Annotated in this window: 13 protein-coding genes; 4 read left to right on the top strand and 9 right to left on the bottom strand. The window is 35.9% G+C overall.

The window, feature by feature from the left end; genetic code table 11:
- Positions 1-17: 17 nt before the first annotated feature.
- The 3 genes from C240_RS06915 to celB all read left to right on the top strand — a co-directional run bounded on the left by C240_RS06915 (position 18) and on the right by celB (position 3,724).
- A complete protein-coding gene (locus C240_RS06915; protein WP_271493110.1) occupies positions 18-779 on the top strand; it encodes a DeoR/GlpR family DNA-binding transcription regulator in 762 nt (253 codons plus the stop codon).
- A gap of 191 nt (positions 780-970) precedes the next feature.
- Positions 971-2,362 carry a glycoside hydrolase family 1 protein gene (locus tag C240_RS06910; protein WP_271493108.1) on the top strand — a complete coding sequence of 464 codons (1,392 nt, stop codon included), beginning with the start codon at positions 971-973 and terminating at the stop codon, positions 2,360-2,362.
- 15 nt (positions 2,363-2,377) lie between these two features.
- Positions 2,378-3,724 (top strand): PTS cellobiose transporter subunit IIC, encoded by a 1,347-nt coding sequence (celB, locus tag C240_RS06905; RefSeq protein ID WP_271493107.1) that lies wholly within the window; start codon positions 2,378-2,380, stop codon positions 3,722-3,724.
- 126 nt (positions 3,725-3,850) lie between these two features.
- Here celB and C240_RS06900 read toward each other — a convergent pair whose 3' ends face one another.
- Both C240_RS06900 and C240_RS06895 read right to left on the bottom strand, forming a co-directional pair.
- Positions 3,851-4,438 (bottom strand): DUF308 domain-containing protein, encoded by a 588-nt coding sequence (locus C240_RS06900; protein WP_271493104.1) that lies wholly within the window; start codon positions 4,436-4,438, stop codon positions 3,851-3,853.
- Between the two features lie 191 nt (positions 4,439-4,629).
- Positions 4,630-5,601 carry a ribose-phosphate diphosphokinase gene (locus C240_RS06895; protein ID WP_271493102.1) on the bottom strand — a complete coding sequence of 324 codons (972 nt, stop codon included), beginning with the start codon at positions 5,599-5,601 and terminating at the stop codon, positions 4,630-4,632.
- A gap of 310 nt (positions 5,602-5,911) precedes the next feature.
- Between C240_RS06895 and C240_RS06890 the strand changes: the two genes are divergently transcribed.
- Entirely contained in the window at positions 5,912-9,688 is a 3,777-nt protein-coding gene (locus tag C240_RS06890) for a 5'-nucleotidase C-terminal domain-containing protein (protein ID WP_271493100.1), read from the top strand.
- 130 nt (positions 9,689-9,818) lie between these two features.
- Here C240_RS06890 and C240_RS06885 read toward each other — a convergent pair whose 3' ends face one another.
- Genes C240_RS06885 through C240_RS06855 form a run of 7 tightly spaced genes read right to left on the bottom strand, consistent with a single transcriptional unit; the run spans position 9,819 to position 17,290 of the window.
- On the bottom strand, positions 9,819-10,562 hold the full coding sequence (locus tag C240_RS06885) for a hypothetical protein (protein WP_271493098.1): 744 nt from the start codon (positions 10,560-10,562) through the stop codon (positions 9,819-9,821).
- The gene (locus tag C240_RS06880; protein ID WP_271493096.1) at positions 10,559-11,533 is read right to left on the bottom strand and encodes a DUF5067 domain-containing protein; all 975 of its coding nucleotides are present in this window, start codon (positions 11,531-11,533) and stop codon (positions 10,559-10,561) included. The genes C240_RS06885 and C240_RS06880 overlap by 4 nt, the downstream gene beginning before the upstream one ends.
- On the bottom strand, positions 11,530-14,136 hold the full coding sequence (locus tag C240_RS06875) for a YfhO family protein (protein WP_271493094.1): 2,607 nt from the start codon (positions 14,134-14,136) through the stop codon (positions 11,530-11,532). Before C240_RS06875 ends, C240_RS06880 begins: the two co-directional genes overlap by 4 nt.
- A gap of 18 nt (positions 14,137-14,154) precedes the next feature.
- Entirely contained in the window at positions 14,155-14,796 is a 642-nt protein-coding gene (lepB, locus tag C240_RS06870) for a signal peptidase I (protein ID WP_271493092.1), read from the bottom strand.
- A gap of 25 nt (positions 14,797-14,821) precedes the next feature.
- A complete protein-coding gene (gene lepB, locus C240_RS06865; RefSeq protein WP_271493090.1) occupies positions 14,822-15,508 on the bottom strand; it encodes a signal peptidase I in 687 nt (228 codons plus the stop codon).
- Positions 15,509-15,530: 22 nt separating this feature from the next.
- Positions 15,531-16,196 (bottom strand): YccF domain-containing protein, encoded by a 666-nt coding sequence (locus C240_RS06860; protein WP_271493088.1) that lies wholly within the window; start codon positions 16,194-16,196, stop codon positions 15,531-15,533.
- 20 nt (positions 16,197-16,216) lie between these two features.
- Positions 16,217-17,290 (bottom strand): DUF916 and DUF3324 domain-containing protein, encoded by a 1,074-nt coding sequence (locus tag C240_RS06855; protein ID WP_271493086.1) that lies wholly within the window; start codon positions 17,288-17,290, stop codon positions 16,217-16,219.
- Positions 17,291-17,352 lie beyond the last annotated feature (62 nt).

Genomic DNA, 17,352 nt, shown 5'->3' with positions numbered 1-17,352 from the left:
AAGATTGGAGGAAAAGGATGAAAACTAGCCAAGGCGATGTCTTTAAAAGACGAGAAAAACTAATCGAATATTTACATGAAACTGAGCAAGCAAGTGTGACTGATTTGGCTGAATTTTTTAAAGTTTCTCCTGTTACTATCAGAAGAGACTTGTTATTTTTAGAAAAGAAGAAGATGATTGAACGCTTTTATGGTGGCGTTAAATTACTTGATAATCAAACACAAGTGCCTGTTACATTTACCAACAGCTATTCATTTCCAACAGCTATTTTCATTTCAAAAATTAAACCTTTAGTAAGCAGCGGGATGAGAATTTTTATTGGAGCAGGTCTTTTTTCCACCGAAATCATCTACGGTTTGGCTCATTTAGAAGTAGAAATAGTAACCAATGACTATTCGGCATTACAGCTCAACCATACCTCAGTTAATGCCGTCATTTCCATTTGTGGGGGTGAATTAGAGAAAAATTCTAAGGCTCTTGTCGGTGATTTTGCGATTTATTCATTCAATAAAGTCGAAGCTGATCTTTGTATCATTGAAGCGGCTGGGATTAATGCTCATGAAGTCACCACTAAAACGCTGAACGAATCCTTTATCTATCGAACTATGTTGCAGCATACCAAAGGTCCAAAACTTACTTATACAGCCTCAAACAACCTAGGATCAGTTAGTCATTTTATGATCGATAAAACGTTCCTATTCGATACTTTATATACCGATTCCACCCCAACTATCTTGCTAAATAACTACCCAATCACCGTTGAAGTCTTAACTGAATAAAAAAGGTATACTAAAAGCGTTCGCTTTTTCTTAGCTCAATGTTTTTCTGCGAATTAAAGTTTATCTTGCGAACTGTTCATAAAAAAACTTTCATGAACAGTTCTTTTGATTGTATTGAATTCCAATAAGCAATCCTTTATTCTAAGACCAAAGAAAACGCTTTACAAAAAAATAACAGATTGGAGAAACCAATGACAAATACATTTCCAGAAAATTTTTTATGGGGCGCATCGATTTCCGCTCATCAAACTGAAGGAGCTTACCAAAGTGACGGTAAAGGACTCAGTGTTCAAGATACTCGCCAACGAGACAATCATGAAATTGCAGATTTTACGGTAGCCGTCGATCACTACCATCATTACAAAGAAGATATTCGTTTACTAGCTGAAATGGGCATCAAGATTTTTCGTTTTTCAATTGCTTGGACACGAATTTTCCCAAACGGACGAGGTGAGATAAATCAAGCTGGTTTACATCACTATAATGCAGTGATTGACGAGTTACTTAAATATGATATTCAACCGTTTATTACATTAAACCATTTCGATTTACCACAAGCGTTGGAAGATGAAGGTGGATGGAGTGTTCGCAGCACCGTGGATGCCTTTGTTCACTACGCTGAAACACTTTTTGAAGCATATGGTGATCGAGTAAAAAATTGGCTAACGATCAATGAACCCAATATCATGCTTTTAGTCGATAAAAAAATTCTCGGCAAAGAAATTCCATTACAGGAAAAATACCAACAATTTCACCATCTCATGATTGCTGAAAAATATGCATTTAAACGTTGTCATGAATTAATCACGGAAGGCAAAATTGGACCTGTTCCTAATATTTCTCTAGTTTATCCAGCAACCAGTAAACCGCAAGACAATCAGGCTGCACTTTATTTTAATAGTGTCAGAAATTGGGCCTACTTGGATTTTTCTTGTCTTGGACGTTATAACACTGTTTTTAAAGACTATTTAAATCGCAATAATATTCACATTACCTTTGCTCCAGAAGATAAAAAATTAATGGAAACCCATTTTCCCGATTATGTTGCAATGAACTTTTATACAACGGTCACTGTGGAAAAACCAACAGAAAAAGCTGGGATGAAAAATGGGATCAGCGACCAGCAAAGTGAAGATATTATGGAATGGGGCTTTTACAAAGGCTTTACTAATCCGTATCTTGCTAAAAATGAATTCAATTGGACGATTGATCCAGATGGTTTAAAGACGACGCTGCAAACTCTTTACGATCGCTATCATTTACCAATTATTATTACTGAAAATGGTTTAGGTGCAAAAGATGAATTAACAGCAGATGGCAAGATCCACGACAATTACCGCATTAATTATTTAAACTTACACATTGACCAATGCTTGCAAGCAATTGCTGCTGGTGTTGACTTAATTGGCTACAGCCCTTGGTCAGCTATTGATTTAGTCAGCGTTCACGAAGGTATCAGTAAACGCTATGGGTTTATTTACGTTGATCGTACTGAACACGATGAAAAAGAACTATCTAGATATAAAAAAGACAGTTTTTACTGGTACAAAACATTAATTGAAACCAATCAATTGCCCTCATAAAGGAAGGAGAAAAAAATGAATACAGTATTTATGTTTTTAGAAACAAAATTGATGCCGCCATTAAATAAGGTCGCAAACCTGCGTTTTATTCGTGCAATTATGCAAGCCGGGATTATTACAGTACCATTTACGATCGTTGGATCAATTTTTCTAATTATTAATAATTTGCCACAAATCATTCCACCACTTGCACCATTTTTTGAAAATACAATTTTAAAATTTGCGCCGATTTACAGCGTTGCAACGACTATGTCGATTGGCTCTATTGCTATTTTTTACTGTTTAGCTACAGCCTACTACTTAACGGATATCTATCGTAAAGAAGAGAATGACGGATTAAGCAGTTTTGTGGGCGCAATTTTAGGTTTGTTTGCCTTTTTGATGACTATTGTTCAAACGGATATTGTTGATGGCGGTGCGCAATTAATCCAAAATGAAAGTGAAACAGCAATTACTTATAATGGTGTTGCACTTGGAGGATGGATTACACGATTTGGCGGTGTGGGAATTTTTATCGGGATTATTACTGCGGTGATAGCGACGCAAATTTATCGTCTATGTGTGAATAAGAACATTACCATCCGCATGCCTGAAGGTGTCCCTGATGGTGTAAGTAAAGCTTTCGCTTCTTTAATTCCGGCGATTTTCATTGCGTTTGTGATGTTGTTTATTAATACAATTTTAGCCGTTTTTCATACCGATTTACATGGGTTGTTGTCAAAACCGTTTGAATTTGTAAAAGATTTAACTGGTTCTTGGCTAGGCATTATCGTGATTATGCTGTTGATTCACTTATTGTGGGCTGTGGGGGTCCATGGTACAGCGGTGATTAAAAATAGTTTTATTAATCCAATTTTATTAGTCGCTTTGACAGAAAATATTGATGGTGGAACAAATATTTTCGCTGGTGATTTTGTAAATATGTATATTTTTATCGGCGGTGCTGGCAGCACACTTGGTTTGGTTTTATTAATGATATTTGCTGCAAAATCAGACCAACTTAAGGTTTTGGGAAAAGCTGCCGTTTTACCTGGTTTGTTTAATATTAATGAACCTGTAATCTTTGGGGCACCGATTGTTTATAATCCGTATTTGATTATTCCATTTATTGTGACCCCTTTGATTAATGTGACAATTGCTTATTTTGCGACTTCTGTTGGCTTAGTTAATAAAGTAATTACTGGAATACCGTGGATTTCTCCAGTAGGAGTCGGTGCGTTTTTAGGAACTGGCGGTGATTTCCGCGCTGTGTTGATTGCATTTATTAACTTAGCGGTGTCAATTGTGTGTTATTATCCATTTTTCAAGATGTACGATGGGAAATTGTATGCAGAACAGACAGCGGGTATCGAGAAAAATTAATCCAAAAATATAACAAATTGACGTAGCCATAACTCAAAGAGTTATGGCTACGTCAATGAAAATCTGAATAATCAATATAGAGAAGTTAAGCTCTTTGACAATTTACCAAAGCCTATGAAACTTTTGTTATAATCTCTTTTTTAAATTGTGAGTTTGGTTTGTCACATGAATATCTCTACGATTTAGCATACCACCAACTAATTTTACAAATCCAAATAATAAGAAGTAAATACTAATCAATGTCGGAACCGAAGCAACCGTTGTATCACCGGCTATCAATAAAACTAGACCGATGACTCCACCGATTAAATAAATAATCAATGAAACATAATAGTAAATCTCAGATATTTTTTTAGCCAAATCCAACATGAAAAATGAAATAACCGCATCCCCTATAAACCAGATGCCAAATAGCATTGCTAAAGCTGTTAAATCCAAAGAAGTATTTACGATCATTATAATTCCGATTACAATATCAACGATACCTAAAGCAAAAGAAGAATATTGGTTATGATTCGTTCTCTTTTTGATATTCGCTCTATTCACAATTTCAAAGATCCCCTTGACTACAGAAAATGCCCCAAAAATCTGAATTGATTCTACGAGTGTATTAGATGTATATTTTAACGCCAAAATTGCCATAAAAAAGTACATTACACCTGTAACTACTTGTAAAAAACGGTAAGACTTTAAAAATTTTGTTGTGTTACTCATTTGACTCACGCTCCCTTATTTCATTCTTTATCTATATAATAGGTCCATAATGCTTTTTTTTCAAAAATTTACTATCATTATTCTAATAAAATAGTTTTATATTATTTTTTATAAAAAAATAAAAAATAGGCATTATTTTCTGTACAGTTATCTACAGAAAATAATGCCTATTTCGTTTTTATTTACCTTAATTAGCGATGTTTTGTTTCAAACAATGGACTAACTGGTTTATTTTCATGGATACGTTTGATTGCATCTCCAATTAACTCACCAACACTGACTTCATCGATTTTCTCGATTTTACGATCATCTGAAAGATAAATTGAATCAGTTACCACTAAACGTTTGATTGCAGAATCTTCAATACGTTGTAGAGCTGGTCCTGATAAAACTGGATGCGTACAAGAAGCGTAAACTTCTTTTGCACCAGCTTCTTTCAAAGCATTCGCTGCAAGTGAAATGGTTCCTGCTGTATCGATCATGTCATCGATTAAAACACATGTTTTGCCTTCTACATGTCCAATAATATTCATTACTTCCGCTACATTCGCTTTTGGACGACGTTTGTCGATAATTGCGATTGGTGATTTTAAATACTCTGCTAATTTACGGGCACGAGTCACTCCACCATGGTCAGGTGATACGACAACAACATCATCGCCTTTGATATCACGTTCAAGGAAATAATCTGCAATTAATGGGGCACCCATCAAATGATCCACTGGAATATCGAAAAATCCTTGAATTTGAACCGCGTGTAAATCCAATGTCAACATTCTAGTTGCTCCTGCTTTTTCAAGCATATTTGCGACAAGTTTCGCTGTGATTGGCTCACGGGCACGGGCTTTACGATCTTGACGTGCATAACCATAATATGGCATTACCACATTAATTGTTTTCGCACTGGCACGTTTTAACGCATCAATCATAATCAATAGTTCCATTAAGTTATCATTAACTGGACTGCTTGTTGACTGGATGATATAAACGTGAGAACCACGAATACTTTCTTCAATATTAACTTGAATTTCACCATCACTAAATTGTGTGACAGAAGATTTTCCTAGCTCTACACCGACAGCTTCAGCAATTTTTTCAGCTAACGGGCGATTTGAGTTAAGAGAAAAGATTTTCAATCTTGGATCAAAATAATGTTTAGACATGGGAACCTCCACTTTCTTTTACTGAACAATAGTTTCCTTATAAATAGTAGTCACTTTTTCGAAATAAATCAAGTGATTTTGAGGTATTCGTTAAAAATAATGAGATTTTCTAATAAAGACTGTGGAGTTCATATTTTTTAAAAAAAAGAAACTGATGTTTTTTGTCATATCTATCATTTTTTTACCCAAATTCAGAGAATTTTCTAATGACAAGGTTAAGAATATATATTACTATTTAATTGTTGCGGAAAATGAAAGCGTATTATTTCCGTTTCGTTTGTTTGATCATTCATTATTAGGGAGGAATTTTGTGAAAAAGTCAGTTTTGAAAAAAGTGCAACTTGGTTTACAGGTATTCATGGTTTCTACTTTATTGGTAAGCGCAACAACAACGACAGCTTTAGCAATTGAAAGCACGTTAAGCAGCGAAACACAAGCAACAGAAGTACCACTTTCAGAAAATGTAACTGCAACAAGTTCAACACCAGAAGAACCAGACAACATCCAGACAACTGCTCTGGAAGGTACACAAAAATTAACAATTTTAGGAACCTCTGATGTACATGGTCAATTATGGAACTGGTCTTATGAAGATGATAAAGAAACACCAGTCGGGCTTTCTCAAGTCAGCACAGTGGTTAATAATGTCCGTACACAAAATCCTAACGGTACTATTTTAATCGATAATGGTGATATCAATCAGGGCACTATTTTAACTGATGATCTTTACAATAAAGATCCGCTGATTAAACAGCCAAATCCAATGATTAAAGCAATGAACTATATGAAGTATGATGCAATGGTTTTGGGGAACCACGAGTTTAACTTTGGCTTGGATTTAATACACAAGATAAATACAGAAGCTGAATTTCCAATTTTATCAGCTAATACCTATGTTAAAGCAACAAACAATCATTTTGTTGGCAGTACTACGACGAAAGACATTGATATTAATGGTGACGGGGAAAAAGATTTAACCGTTGGCATCATCGGTTTAACTACGCCGCAAATTCCTTTATGGGACGGATCGAAAGTCGAAAGTCTTTATTTTGAACCGCTAAAAGAAGAAGCTGAAAAAGCTGTTGCTGAATTGAAAGACAGCGCAGATATTATTGTTGCTTCAATTCATGCTGGTAGAGAAAATTCAGATCCTGCTGCTAGCGCCGACCAAGTCATCAATAATGTTGCCGGTATTGATGCATTTATTTTAGGTCACGATCACCGCTCATTTGCTGAACAGCTAGATGGACCAAATGGAAAAGTTCCCGTAGCTGGACCAAAAGATACTGGGACAGAAATGGTCAGAATCGATCTAGATGTTGAAAAAACGAATGACAAATGGCAAGTTAAAAATAGTAACGCAGCTATTGTTGATACTAAAAATGTAGCAGCAGATGAAGATTTAAAAAGCGAAACCCAAGAATATCACGATACAACTAGAGCATTTATCTCTGAAAAAATCGGGACAGCAACAGCTGACTTTTTACCTCCAGAAGAAGTCAAAGGTATTCCAGAAGCCCAATTACGTCCAACAGCAATGATTTCCTTGATTAACAATGTTCAACGTAAAGCAACTGGTGCTCAATTGGCAGCTTCAGCACTTTTTAAAGCCGATAGTAAATTTAATGCGGGCGATATTTCTTATTCAAACATCTTCGATATTTATAAGTATCCAAATACGCTAGTCAGTGCCAATATCACTGGTGCAAATTTATTAAAATATATGGAAAATCAGGCCGATTACTACAACACCCCCGGCCCAGATGATCTAACGATTAGTTTTAATCAAAATATTCGGGTCTATAACTACGATATGGTTTCAGGTGTCTCCTATAAAATTGATATTTCCAAACCTTCAGGCAGCCGAATTATCAATCCAACTATTGAAGGAAAACCAGTCGATCCTGAAGCAACATATACGATGGCGATGAATAATTATCGTTATGAAGGATTGCTAGCCCAAGGCATTGTTAGTGGAGAACCCATTTATAATTCCGATCCGCAAACACTTCGCGGTCTAATCGCTGATTACATTCGTGAAAAAAATGTTTTAGATCCTGCCGAAGAAATCGAAGAAAATTGGGAAATTATCGGTTATCATTTTGAGAAAAAATGGCGGGATTTAGCTGTCGAATTGGTTAACAATGGAACATTACACACAGAACCTGCCGCAGATGGACGTACGCCGAACGTTAAACCTATTACCAAACAAGATGTTATTAACGCTGATTTTGAACCTCAATCATTTACAATTATGCATACAAATGATGTCCATGGGCGTTTAGAAGGAAACGGTAAAGATGTCTTAGGTATGGCTCGTCTAAAAACCTATAAAGATCAAATAGAACCAGGTCTGCTAATTGATGTTGGCGATGCATTCCAAGGACTGCCGATCTCTAACTTCTCTAAAGGTATGGATATGGCAGAAATTATGAATGAAGTTGGTTACGATGCAATGGCTGTCGGCAATCATGAATTTGATTTCGGCTTTGATACCGCAATGAAATACAAAGAAGTATTGAATTTTCCTCTGCTATCTAACAACACGTTCAAAGATGGAAAATTAGCATTTGAGCCTTATAAAATTCTTGAAAAAGATGGAAAAACATATGCCATTATCGGAGTAACAACACCTGAAACAGCAACTAAAACACATCCAAATAATATTGTTGGTGTAACTTTCGCTGATCCGATCACAGAAACGAAAAAATCGATCAATGAAATCAACAATAGCGGACAACAAATCGATGCTTACATCATTGCCGGACATTTAGGCATTGACGAAACCACACCGCATGAATGGCGTGGTGACACGTTAGCAGATAGTTTAAGCAAAGAATTCGCTGATTTAAATATCACTGTTTTAGATGGACATTCTCATACTGCTGTTCCTGGTGGAAAACACTACGGCAATGTCATTTACACTCAAACTGGCAACTATTTAAACAACGTTGGGCTTGTGAATGTTGATTGGGAAAATACTAACCCGAAAACGGCATCTTTAACGTCTGCAGAGTCTTTAGCAGGATTAGAAGAAAATCCAGCCGTCAAAGCTTTAGTTGATAAAGCTCGCGCTAATTTTGAAGAATGGGGTTCAGAAGTTGTCATCGATTATAATCCTTATCAGTTTAACGGCGAACGTGATAATGTTCGGACACGTGAAACTAACTTAGGTAACCTGATCGGCGATGCGATGCTTGACTATGGACAATCTGGTTTTAGTACACCAACTGACTTTGCAGTGACTAACGGCGGCGGTATTCGGGCAAATATCGAACCCGGAAAAGTAACGTTGGGTGATGTGATTGCAGTAATGCCTTTCGGGAATAGTATTTCACAGATCAAAGTAACTGGCGCACAAGTTAAAGAAATGTTTGAGTTATCTTTACGCTCGGCAGCACAAAAAGATGAAAATGGTGAAATCATTCTAGATGAGTACAACCAGCCAAAACTTGGTGCAAATGGCGGTTTCCTTCACGTTTCTAGTACGATTCATGTTTATTATGATTCAACGAAAAAAGGCTCTTTATTACCTGCAGACGAAGGTAATGGAACCGATAAAACAATCGTCGGTGAACGTGTTTTACGTATCGATGTTCAAAATAAGGAAACTGGTTTATTTGAGCCAATTAATGAACAAGCAACTTATCACATGGCAACGAATGACTTTTTAGCTGCCGGTGGTGACGGATATGATATGCTTGGCGGCGAACGTGAAGAAGGTCCTTCTTTAGATAATGTTTTAATTGATTACCTGAAGAAAGCTGCTACTTTACGCGTATATGATGCTACAACCAATGTCGATCTTGCTCAATACAAAGAACCGTTCCCAGGTGAACGAATTATTTCAATTGCTCAGGCAGACTTAGAGAAAGAAGAAGAAAAACCAACTCCGACTCCTACACCCGAACCAGTTGATCCTGACACGCCTAAAAAGCCAGATACAAATCCGGCAGACAAAGGAAAAACAGGAACTGGAACTTATCCAAAACTAGGTGCAGAAATGGCTTCTTATCTTGGATTAGGTTTGCTAGCTATTGGTACAGCGGCAGGAGTTTACTTCTATAAATTTAGAAAAGTAGGATAAAAGACATTGAATACATCGATGCTAATAGAGTAACTTTCCTATTAATTAAACTCTTTAGCTTATAGCACACTGCTGCAAACAAAAAAGACAAGCAACGCTTCTAGATACGAAGTTTGCTTGTCTTTTTTTCTTAACGTAAATCTGAAATTTCTCCGTATATTTCTCTAAGTGTTCCATCAACATCATACGATACTGCAATTATTTTAGTAAATTCTGTATCTTTGTCTATATTATTTGTATTTTGTACAACAGGTAGAAACTCCGTTGTTATCGGACTTGTTGCTTCATCCACTTGTAGCTCATATCCTGCTAAACCAGTTGCGATTGTTTCATCAGAAAATTTCATAGTTTGACCCATATTTTGAATCAACTCACCGACGTTATCATTTGGCAGTTGTCCTTTTACCTGAACTACCTTAATAGAAACGATTTGCGATCTTAAATAAGCTTGTTCTTGTTTTTTTGAAAATTCGTAGTTTAGCGTAACATCCGCCATAATCTGTAGTTCATCTTCCTCATAAAATGTATATGTTGTTTGAAAGGACAACTCTTTTTCTCTGGTAAAAACAGAGTAAAGGGTCTCTCCTTGCTTCACCTTTTCGGAAGGAATTTCATCTTCAATCAGCTTTTTGCTTTCCTCGTAATAACTGGGAATAGCAAGTTGGTATTTATCTTTTACCAAACTGAAAGCTTCTGCTTCTGTTTCTATTTTAGAATAGTCTGAATCACCAAATGAACGTTTATGTTCACCTTGCCAGCTAAGTTGTTGATCTTCTTTGGAAAATTTAGCGTAGCGATCCGATGAACCACATCCGGCAAAAATAAACAGACACATCAACAAGGCAATTCCTATATTCGTTTTCTTACTCATCATTTAGGAACCACCACCCCTATAGCCTTTTGCTCTGGAAATGCTTCTTGAGAAAAGTTCAATTCAACTGTGCTATCATCTAATAGTTCATAAAGAACTACACTTTCGACGGTTTCATTCTTCTGCACGGTTTCTATTTGAGTTGCTGCTAATTCTTTTACATCTAAAAGAGACGTGTCTTCTGGTAGCGTTCCAATAGAAAGAGGCTCACCGTTTTGTTTCGCTGTGACCAAATCCGCCCAAATGGATGGTTGGACAGGTTCTCCACTTAAATTAGTGAATGAATAGCGAATTGCTAACAAGTTTTCTCCTTGTGCTCCAGTAATTCTTCGGACTGCTGTTGTTTCCATTTTTAATTCATCATTTTCTATCGTAACAATATCGCCTTCACTTTTTTCCTCAGATTCTTGTGCAGACTCTGCTTCTTTTTCATCAAAACTAACTTCTCTAAACGTTGCAACAGATGCATCAATTTTCTCTGAGCGTTTTTCATAGGCGTTATCATCTGCAGAATAGAAGGTCATTTGGACAAAACTATCTTTGGTCCAAATATAGTAGAAATGAGCCCACACACTTTTTTCTTTGTATACTGTATTTAAAGTATATTTGTATGCTGGCGCATCACCAACTTTTAGTTCTTTCATATAAACATCTTCTAAATTTTTATATTTATAACGTTCTTGTAATTTTTTTCTCGTTTGCTCACCAAAACCGTCTTGTTCAACTTCTGCAACAGGCGTTGTGGTAATAAATAGATAGGAATTACTTTTGCTATCTTCTGCACTAAAAATTGTTTGGATGCCATAATTACTATTGCTTACTTCATCCGCTTTCCAGCCACCAGGGAGCTGCATTTCATAAGATACTCCTCTAGCAGAAAACTTTTCCTTGTTTGGCTCTAATTCTTTTGAACACCCTGCTAAAAAAAACAGAATCGCTACAAAAGATAAGAGTATTGTTCTTTTTTTATTCATCGGGTTTCTCTCTTTCTCTCTTTTTTCTGATACCAATAAGCGTAACCGCAAAAAATCAAGATACTACTGATAAACAGTAGCCCGCCCAGCTTCATTCCTTGTGGATAATAGGTCAATTCAACGGTATGTTTTCCTTTTGGCACTTTCACTGCAACCAATGCATTTTGTACTGCTTCTATTTCGACTGTTTTACCATCAACTTTCGCCTGCCAACCAGCATCATAAGGAATCGTAGTGAAAATTACTTGTTCTTTTTCCGTAGACACTTCAGCTTGGGCATGATTCCCTTTTACATCAAATGTTACTTCTTTTTCTTTAATCGCACTGATTGCGTCATCAAGCCTATCTGTTTTTAAAAGCATGACAGACGGACGTAAAACCTGTACATTTGAACTGCCAATAAATTTAGCTGTTACTTCTATTTTTTTAGCTTCTTCATAGTAGCCAAGATTGTAATATGAACCTGTTGAAGAAAGTGCATTAGTTGTTTGATAACCTCCAGCTACACTTACTTCGACAGAACCATTATCTGAGATATTCGATAAACTAGTATCTAAGGTTAAATAAGCTTGACTTTGTGCGGGAACATTAACTTCCCACGTGATACTTTTTTCTTCCCCAGCATTGTTTTCTTCTGAGAAGATGGTAAAATCATCTACTTCACGAACATACATGTTGGTTCTAGAAACTTCATTTAAACCAGTAAATTGGAATAATGTTTCATTTGCTTCTGACAAATATTGTACTAATGCCGTCTGATTACTACTATTTTCATTTTTGTAAATAGCTTCATCCGTCAATACACCTAAAGGCAATGCATGTTCATTTTCGTAAAGTGTGTAGTCACCGTGTTTTTCAATCTCTTTAAACCCATATTTATGCGGATCATTTTTCGCTAAGTTGTATTTCACACCGAGTAAATCATCCATCAAAATAGTATTATTTGCATATTGAATAATTAAATTGGTTCCTTTAGAGCGATAGCCTAGTTGATCTAAATATTGAGAAGAATTACGATTCCGAATAGATGAAAACATTGTCACACCTGAATAATTGTAATTAAAACTATCCGTACGACTAATTGGATCCAAGTTTTCTAAACGATAAAACGACTCATTTTGCTCTTTTGTTTTCTGGACTAGTGGTTCAATATCTTTATAGCCAGCAGTATACCTTTCACGGCTGGTATATCCCCATTCCCGATTAATTCCAGACATTATCTGATGAGTATTAAACAGTAGCTCACCACCAACACTTGCAATAATTACTACAGGAATAAGCCATTTATATTTGATTCCTTTTGTATTCAACACAATAAGCACCAAGTATACGATTAATAAAGCAATCGTTACAATCAACGATTCTTGAGTAATAAACCCATAACGTTTTTTGTTCGACACAATCGCCGCTAGTATAAATATACCGATTACAGATAAGGTAATATTCCCGAGTATATTAAGATCTTTTTTCTCAAACTTTTCTAAACCGAATCCCGCTACTATCAAAACTAAAGTTGAATAAAGGAAGCTATATCGGAATAAAAACATATTCGGTGAATGCATCCCTTGCCAAAATAAATTCAATGGCTGGATATAAACACTTGCAATCATAATCAACAGAAGACCACCGAATAATAGCTTATTTTTAAGTGGAATCTTTTTAGTTACAAAATAGAAAATGAAAAAGAGTAACGGCAATAAACCGATATAAATAAACGGACTGCTGCCAAATTTCGAGGTATCATAAACCCCAGACATACTTTTGACTACAAAATCCCATGATCCAACATCCTTGGTAAAGAAGTTGTTAATCGCATCTGTCTGTTCACCATTTGTGCGTAAGTCTAATACTGAGGGTAGGATAATGACCATCGAAGCCATACCTGCCAAAAGCGAAGTAATCAGATAAGGAAGGATCGCCCCTTTGTACTGTTTCCATTCCGTAAATAAACGAGCGAAAAAATACAAAAAGCTGAATAAGCCGACCATAAACGCCATATAGTAGTTTGTGATGAATAATAATAAATAAGCAATAAACAATAATACCGGTTTCTGTTTATCCATCAACCGATGAATTCCTAGTAACACAAGCGGTAGATAAATCATCGCATCCATCCACATCAACATAATCGAATATGCTACAGTAAAACTCATTAACGCATACGAAATACTCATAATTACTTTTGTCCATTGAGGTAGACGAAACGTTTGATGCGCAAACACCCAAAACGTCACACCCATTGAGCCGATTTTTGCTAGTAAAATAACATACATCGCATCAGGCATATGTAAATTATCAAAGAAAATCAGTAGAAAACTATACAAACTATTCACGTAGTAACTCATCAGTGAGACAAAATTCAGTCCCAAAGAACCTGACCACGTATAAAAGAATGACTGATCGCCATGTAAAAAATTATTAAACCCCGAGTAAAAATTAACCAATTGACCAAATGCATCACTAGCTAAAATGGTACGGTCACTTGTCGGATAAATACCAAATTGAGCATAACTGACTGCCATAACTAGCACAGGAATGAAAAAACTAAGTGCAATTGCCCAACTATTCTTTTTTAAAAATGATTTTGTCTTATTTTGCTTCATTTGTATCCTCGCTTTTCTTTAGTCAATTGTGCCAATTCGATTAAATGGATAATATCTATATTTGACCACACCTTCGATTTGGTCTTCGTTAATCAATCCCATTTCCCGACTATCCTTTGAATTTCTGCGATTGTCTCCCAAAACAAAAAATTGGTTTTCTGGAATTGTTGAAAAATCTTTTAATTTGGCTGCAACTTCCCAAGTCACGCGAACTTTTATTGTCCCATCCGGCAAATCTGCGCCTGAAAGATTTTCTTCATTTGGCGGGGTGGGATTTGTTTCAGCCATCTGTGAATTTAAGTAAACATTATTTTGATCCAGCCAGATTCGGTCACCAGGCATTCCGATCACTCGTTTTATGTAAGATTCATTCTTTTTTTCTCCAGGTTGGAATGTGATCAATGAGTATCGTTCGGGTTTTTCATTTTTGAGGACAAATAGGCGGTCTTTGTTTTGCAGTGTGGGCATCATCGATTCACCGCTAACTATGTGGGTTTTTACTTTAATCAGAAAGAGAACACCGATAAGCATAATTAGTAGGAAAACAGCATTTTTCAGGTGATTTTTGACTCTTTTTTTACTATTTGATTCATTATCATTTGTAGTTTCTTTTATGTTGTTCTTGCCCTTTTTTAATTGCTTCTTTTTTATCGGAACCATCCTTTCTTGCTGCCCATTCAATCATTTAAAACTGTTGAATTAGATGAATCGGCAAAATTCGCATTTCTACCACACCTACAATATCTTTTTCAGCTATATAGCCATATTCTCGACTATCAGACGCATAGGGTCGATTATCACCTAAAACTAAATATTGTCCTTTGGGAACTGGATTAATTTTTGGCGTCCAATCTGCTGTATAATTACTACTACTCGATTTAGCCAGCTTAACTTGCGGTTCTAGAAAACGTTCAAACACATCTTGTTCATTCACATATAATTGATCGTCTTCATAGCGGATTGTTTCACCCGGCAAACCAACCACTCGTCTGACAGATGTTTCTTTACTAACTGGATCTCTATGTAAAACTAACTTAAAACGTTTTGGTTCAGTTACTTTACTGACAAAAACCCATTCTTTATGGTTTAATGTCGGCAGCATAGAATAACCTTCTACTTTTGCAACTGTAAAGGTGAATAAAGACAGCACATACAAAATGATACCTAATAAAACGATACTGATACCAAACTCTAGCGCAACTTTTCGAAACCGAGTTTTCCAGCTCTTTTTTCTTTGTCTTTTTTTACCTTTAGACCGCAACTTCTGTTTTTTTATGTAAGTCGGATACTGCTCTTTCTTAGAAGCAACACCCGACGGTTTTTGCTTATTATTAGGGCGTGAGTGGGTAGTTTGATTCTTTTTGACACTCATATAAAAACCCCTTTGACTGTATTTATTTTTTCTGTTTTAACGCTGTTTCATCTACACCAAATTCTTCAAAGACTTTTTTTTGTGCCTGCTGAACGCGTTTTAAATCTTCTAAGTATGTTGAGACTGTTTCTTGGTTATCTAGCTGTTCTGCTGTTAATGAATAAGCATTTGTGCCATATTCCCGCATCTGGACATAATAACGATTTAACACTTTTTTACCTTCTTTAGATAAACCATTTGATGGTACTGAAGTTCCGTAAGAAGTTAATAGAGATGTAAGTTCCATCAATTTCACTTTGGTTTCTTCTACATCTGCTCCATTTTGAAGACCATGAAGGTTTTTTTCCACTTCTTGTGATATGAAGTAACCTTGAACGATGATCCCACTATCTGTCGAAGATAAGTTAGTCGTTTGATAATATCGAGCATAGAAACCGCTGCTTGCAAATAGAAGACTCAAGATAATAAAAATGATTCCCCGCTTTATTTGCTTTTGTTTCTTTTTCTTCAACTGTTGTCGTGCTCGCTGCCAACGTTTTCTCTTTTTTTCATTTTTAGGTCGTTTTTGCTTTAATTCATTAAAATTTTTGTTCGTGCCTAACGACAACATTAGCGAAAAAATACCAATAGCAACGGTAATCAGGGAAGCCGAACAACACCCAATAAAAAGCCAATCTAATATCGTCATACGCTATCCCTTTCTATTGATTATTTTTTCTTTCCCTTAGTGCTTTTCTTCTTCTTTTTTTTCTTTTTATTTGATAATGTACGTACTAGTAAGTAAATCACCAATAATGCAGCTAAAATTCCGCCAGCGATCATTGCGATAAATTGCCAATTAATACCACGGTCTTGAATTAGTGATACATCTTCAGCGTTATATTTATCCGCTTCTTTTTGAGTGATTGTGAAACCTTCTTGCCACTCCCACTTCTTATCACCTGCTGTGACAATAATATGCCCTTCGTAATCTCCTGCTTCAAATTCTTCTCCATTTAAATTTACCGGAAAAATCATTGATGTATTCGGCGCCATACGGTAGTTTTCTTTTTTCGATTCGTATAGAACTTCATCTGAACCTTTTTTGTAGATACGTGTATCGACAGTCATGCCTTCAACATAAGCTGCTACAGTATTTGAAAAATCAACCATAAACGCATTACGATAGTTTGATGAACCAGCGTAAATTTTATTAAAGGTTAAGTCAGGTTGTAATTTAGTATCCGTTTCACTTAAAAGCATCCCTACGATATACGCATACTTATTAATAACGCCTTTCGCATCTTCACTTGCTTTTTTATCCGCTTCAGTTTCAGATTTCTGTAAATAAATTCCACCTGAAACGTAACCGTCAAATTGTTCACTTGGCATTGTGATTTCAATTGGTACATTTTTTGTTTCGTTTGGTGCAAGTGTAACTTTTTCTGGTACTTTAACTAAATCAGCAATATCATAAACCAACGATGGATCATTTTTAAGTTTTGTTGGTCCATATTCAATGACACCATTGCTGTTCGTTTTAGCGCTATGTACTGACATATCTACGCCTAACTCTTGATCCGTCATATTGCTTAATTCAAGTTCAACTGTCTGTTTTTGATCTGGTGTCATCCGTAAATCAAAATATCCAGCTTTGCTGATTTGATTATCTGGCTTAATGACTTTGTAGCTGTATCCGATATCACCTAGTTCATCTTCTGCATATGTAGTTTGTGGAATGATTAATAGTAAGCAACTTATGTACAATAAAAAATATAGTCCTCGTTTAAAATAGTGTGTCATAATAAATTCCTTTCAAGTCATTTTTGATAAACGGGTGTTACCGACCCATATGGATCGGTAAG

The sequence above is a fragment of the Enterococcus sp. 5H genome (genome assembly GCF_028128615.1).
Taxonomy (GTDB): domain Bacteria; phylum Bacillota; class Bacilli; order Lactobacillales; family Enterococcaceae; genus Enterococcus_L.
The sequence above is the reverse complement of the archived record's forward strand: the minus strand, read 5'-3'. Positions and strand labels throughout refer to the sequence as shown.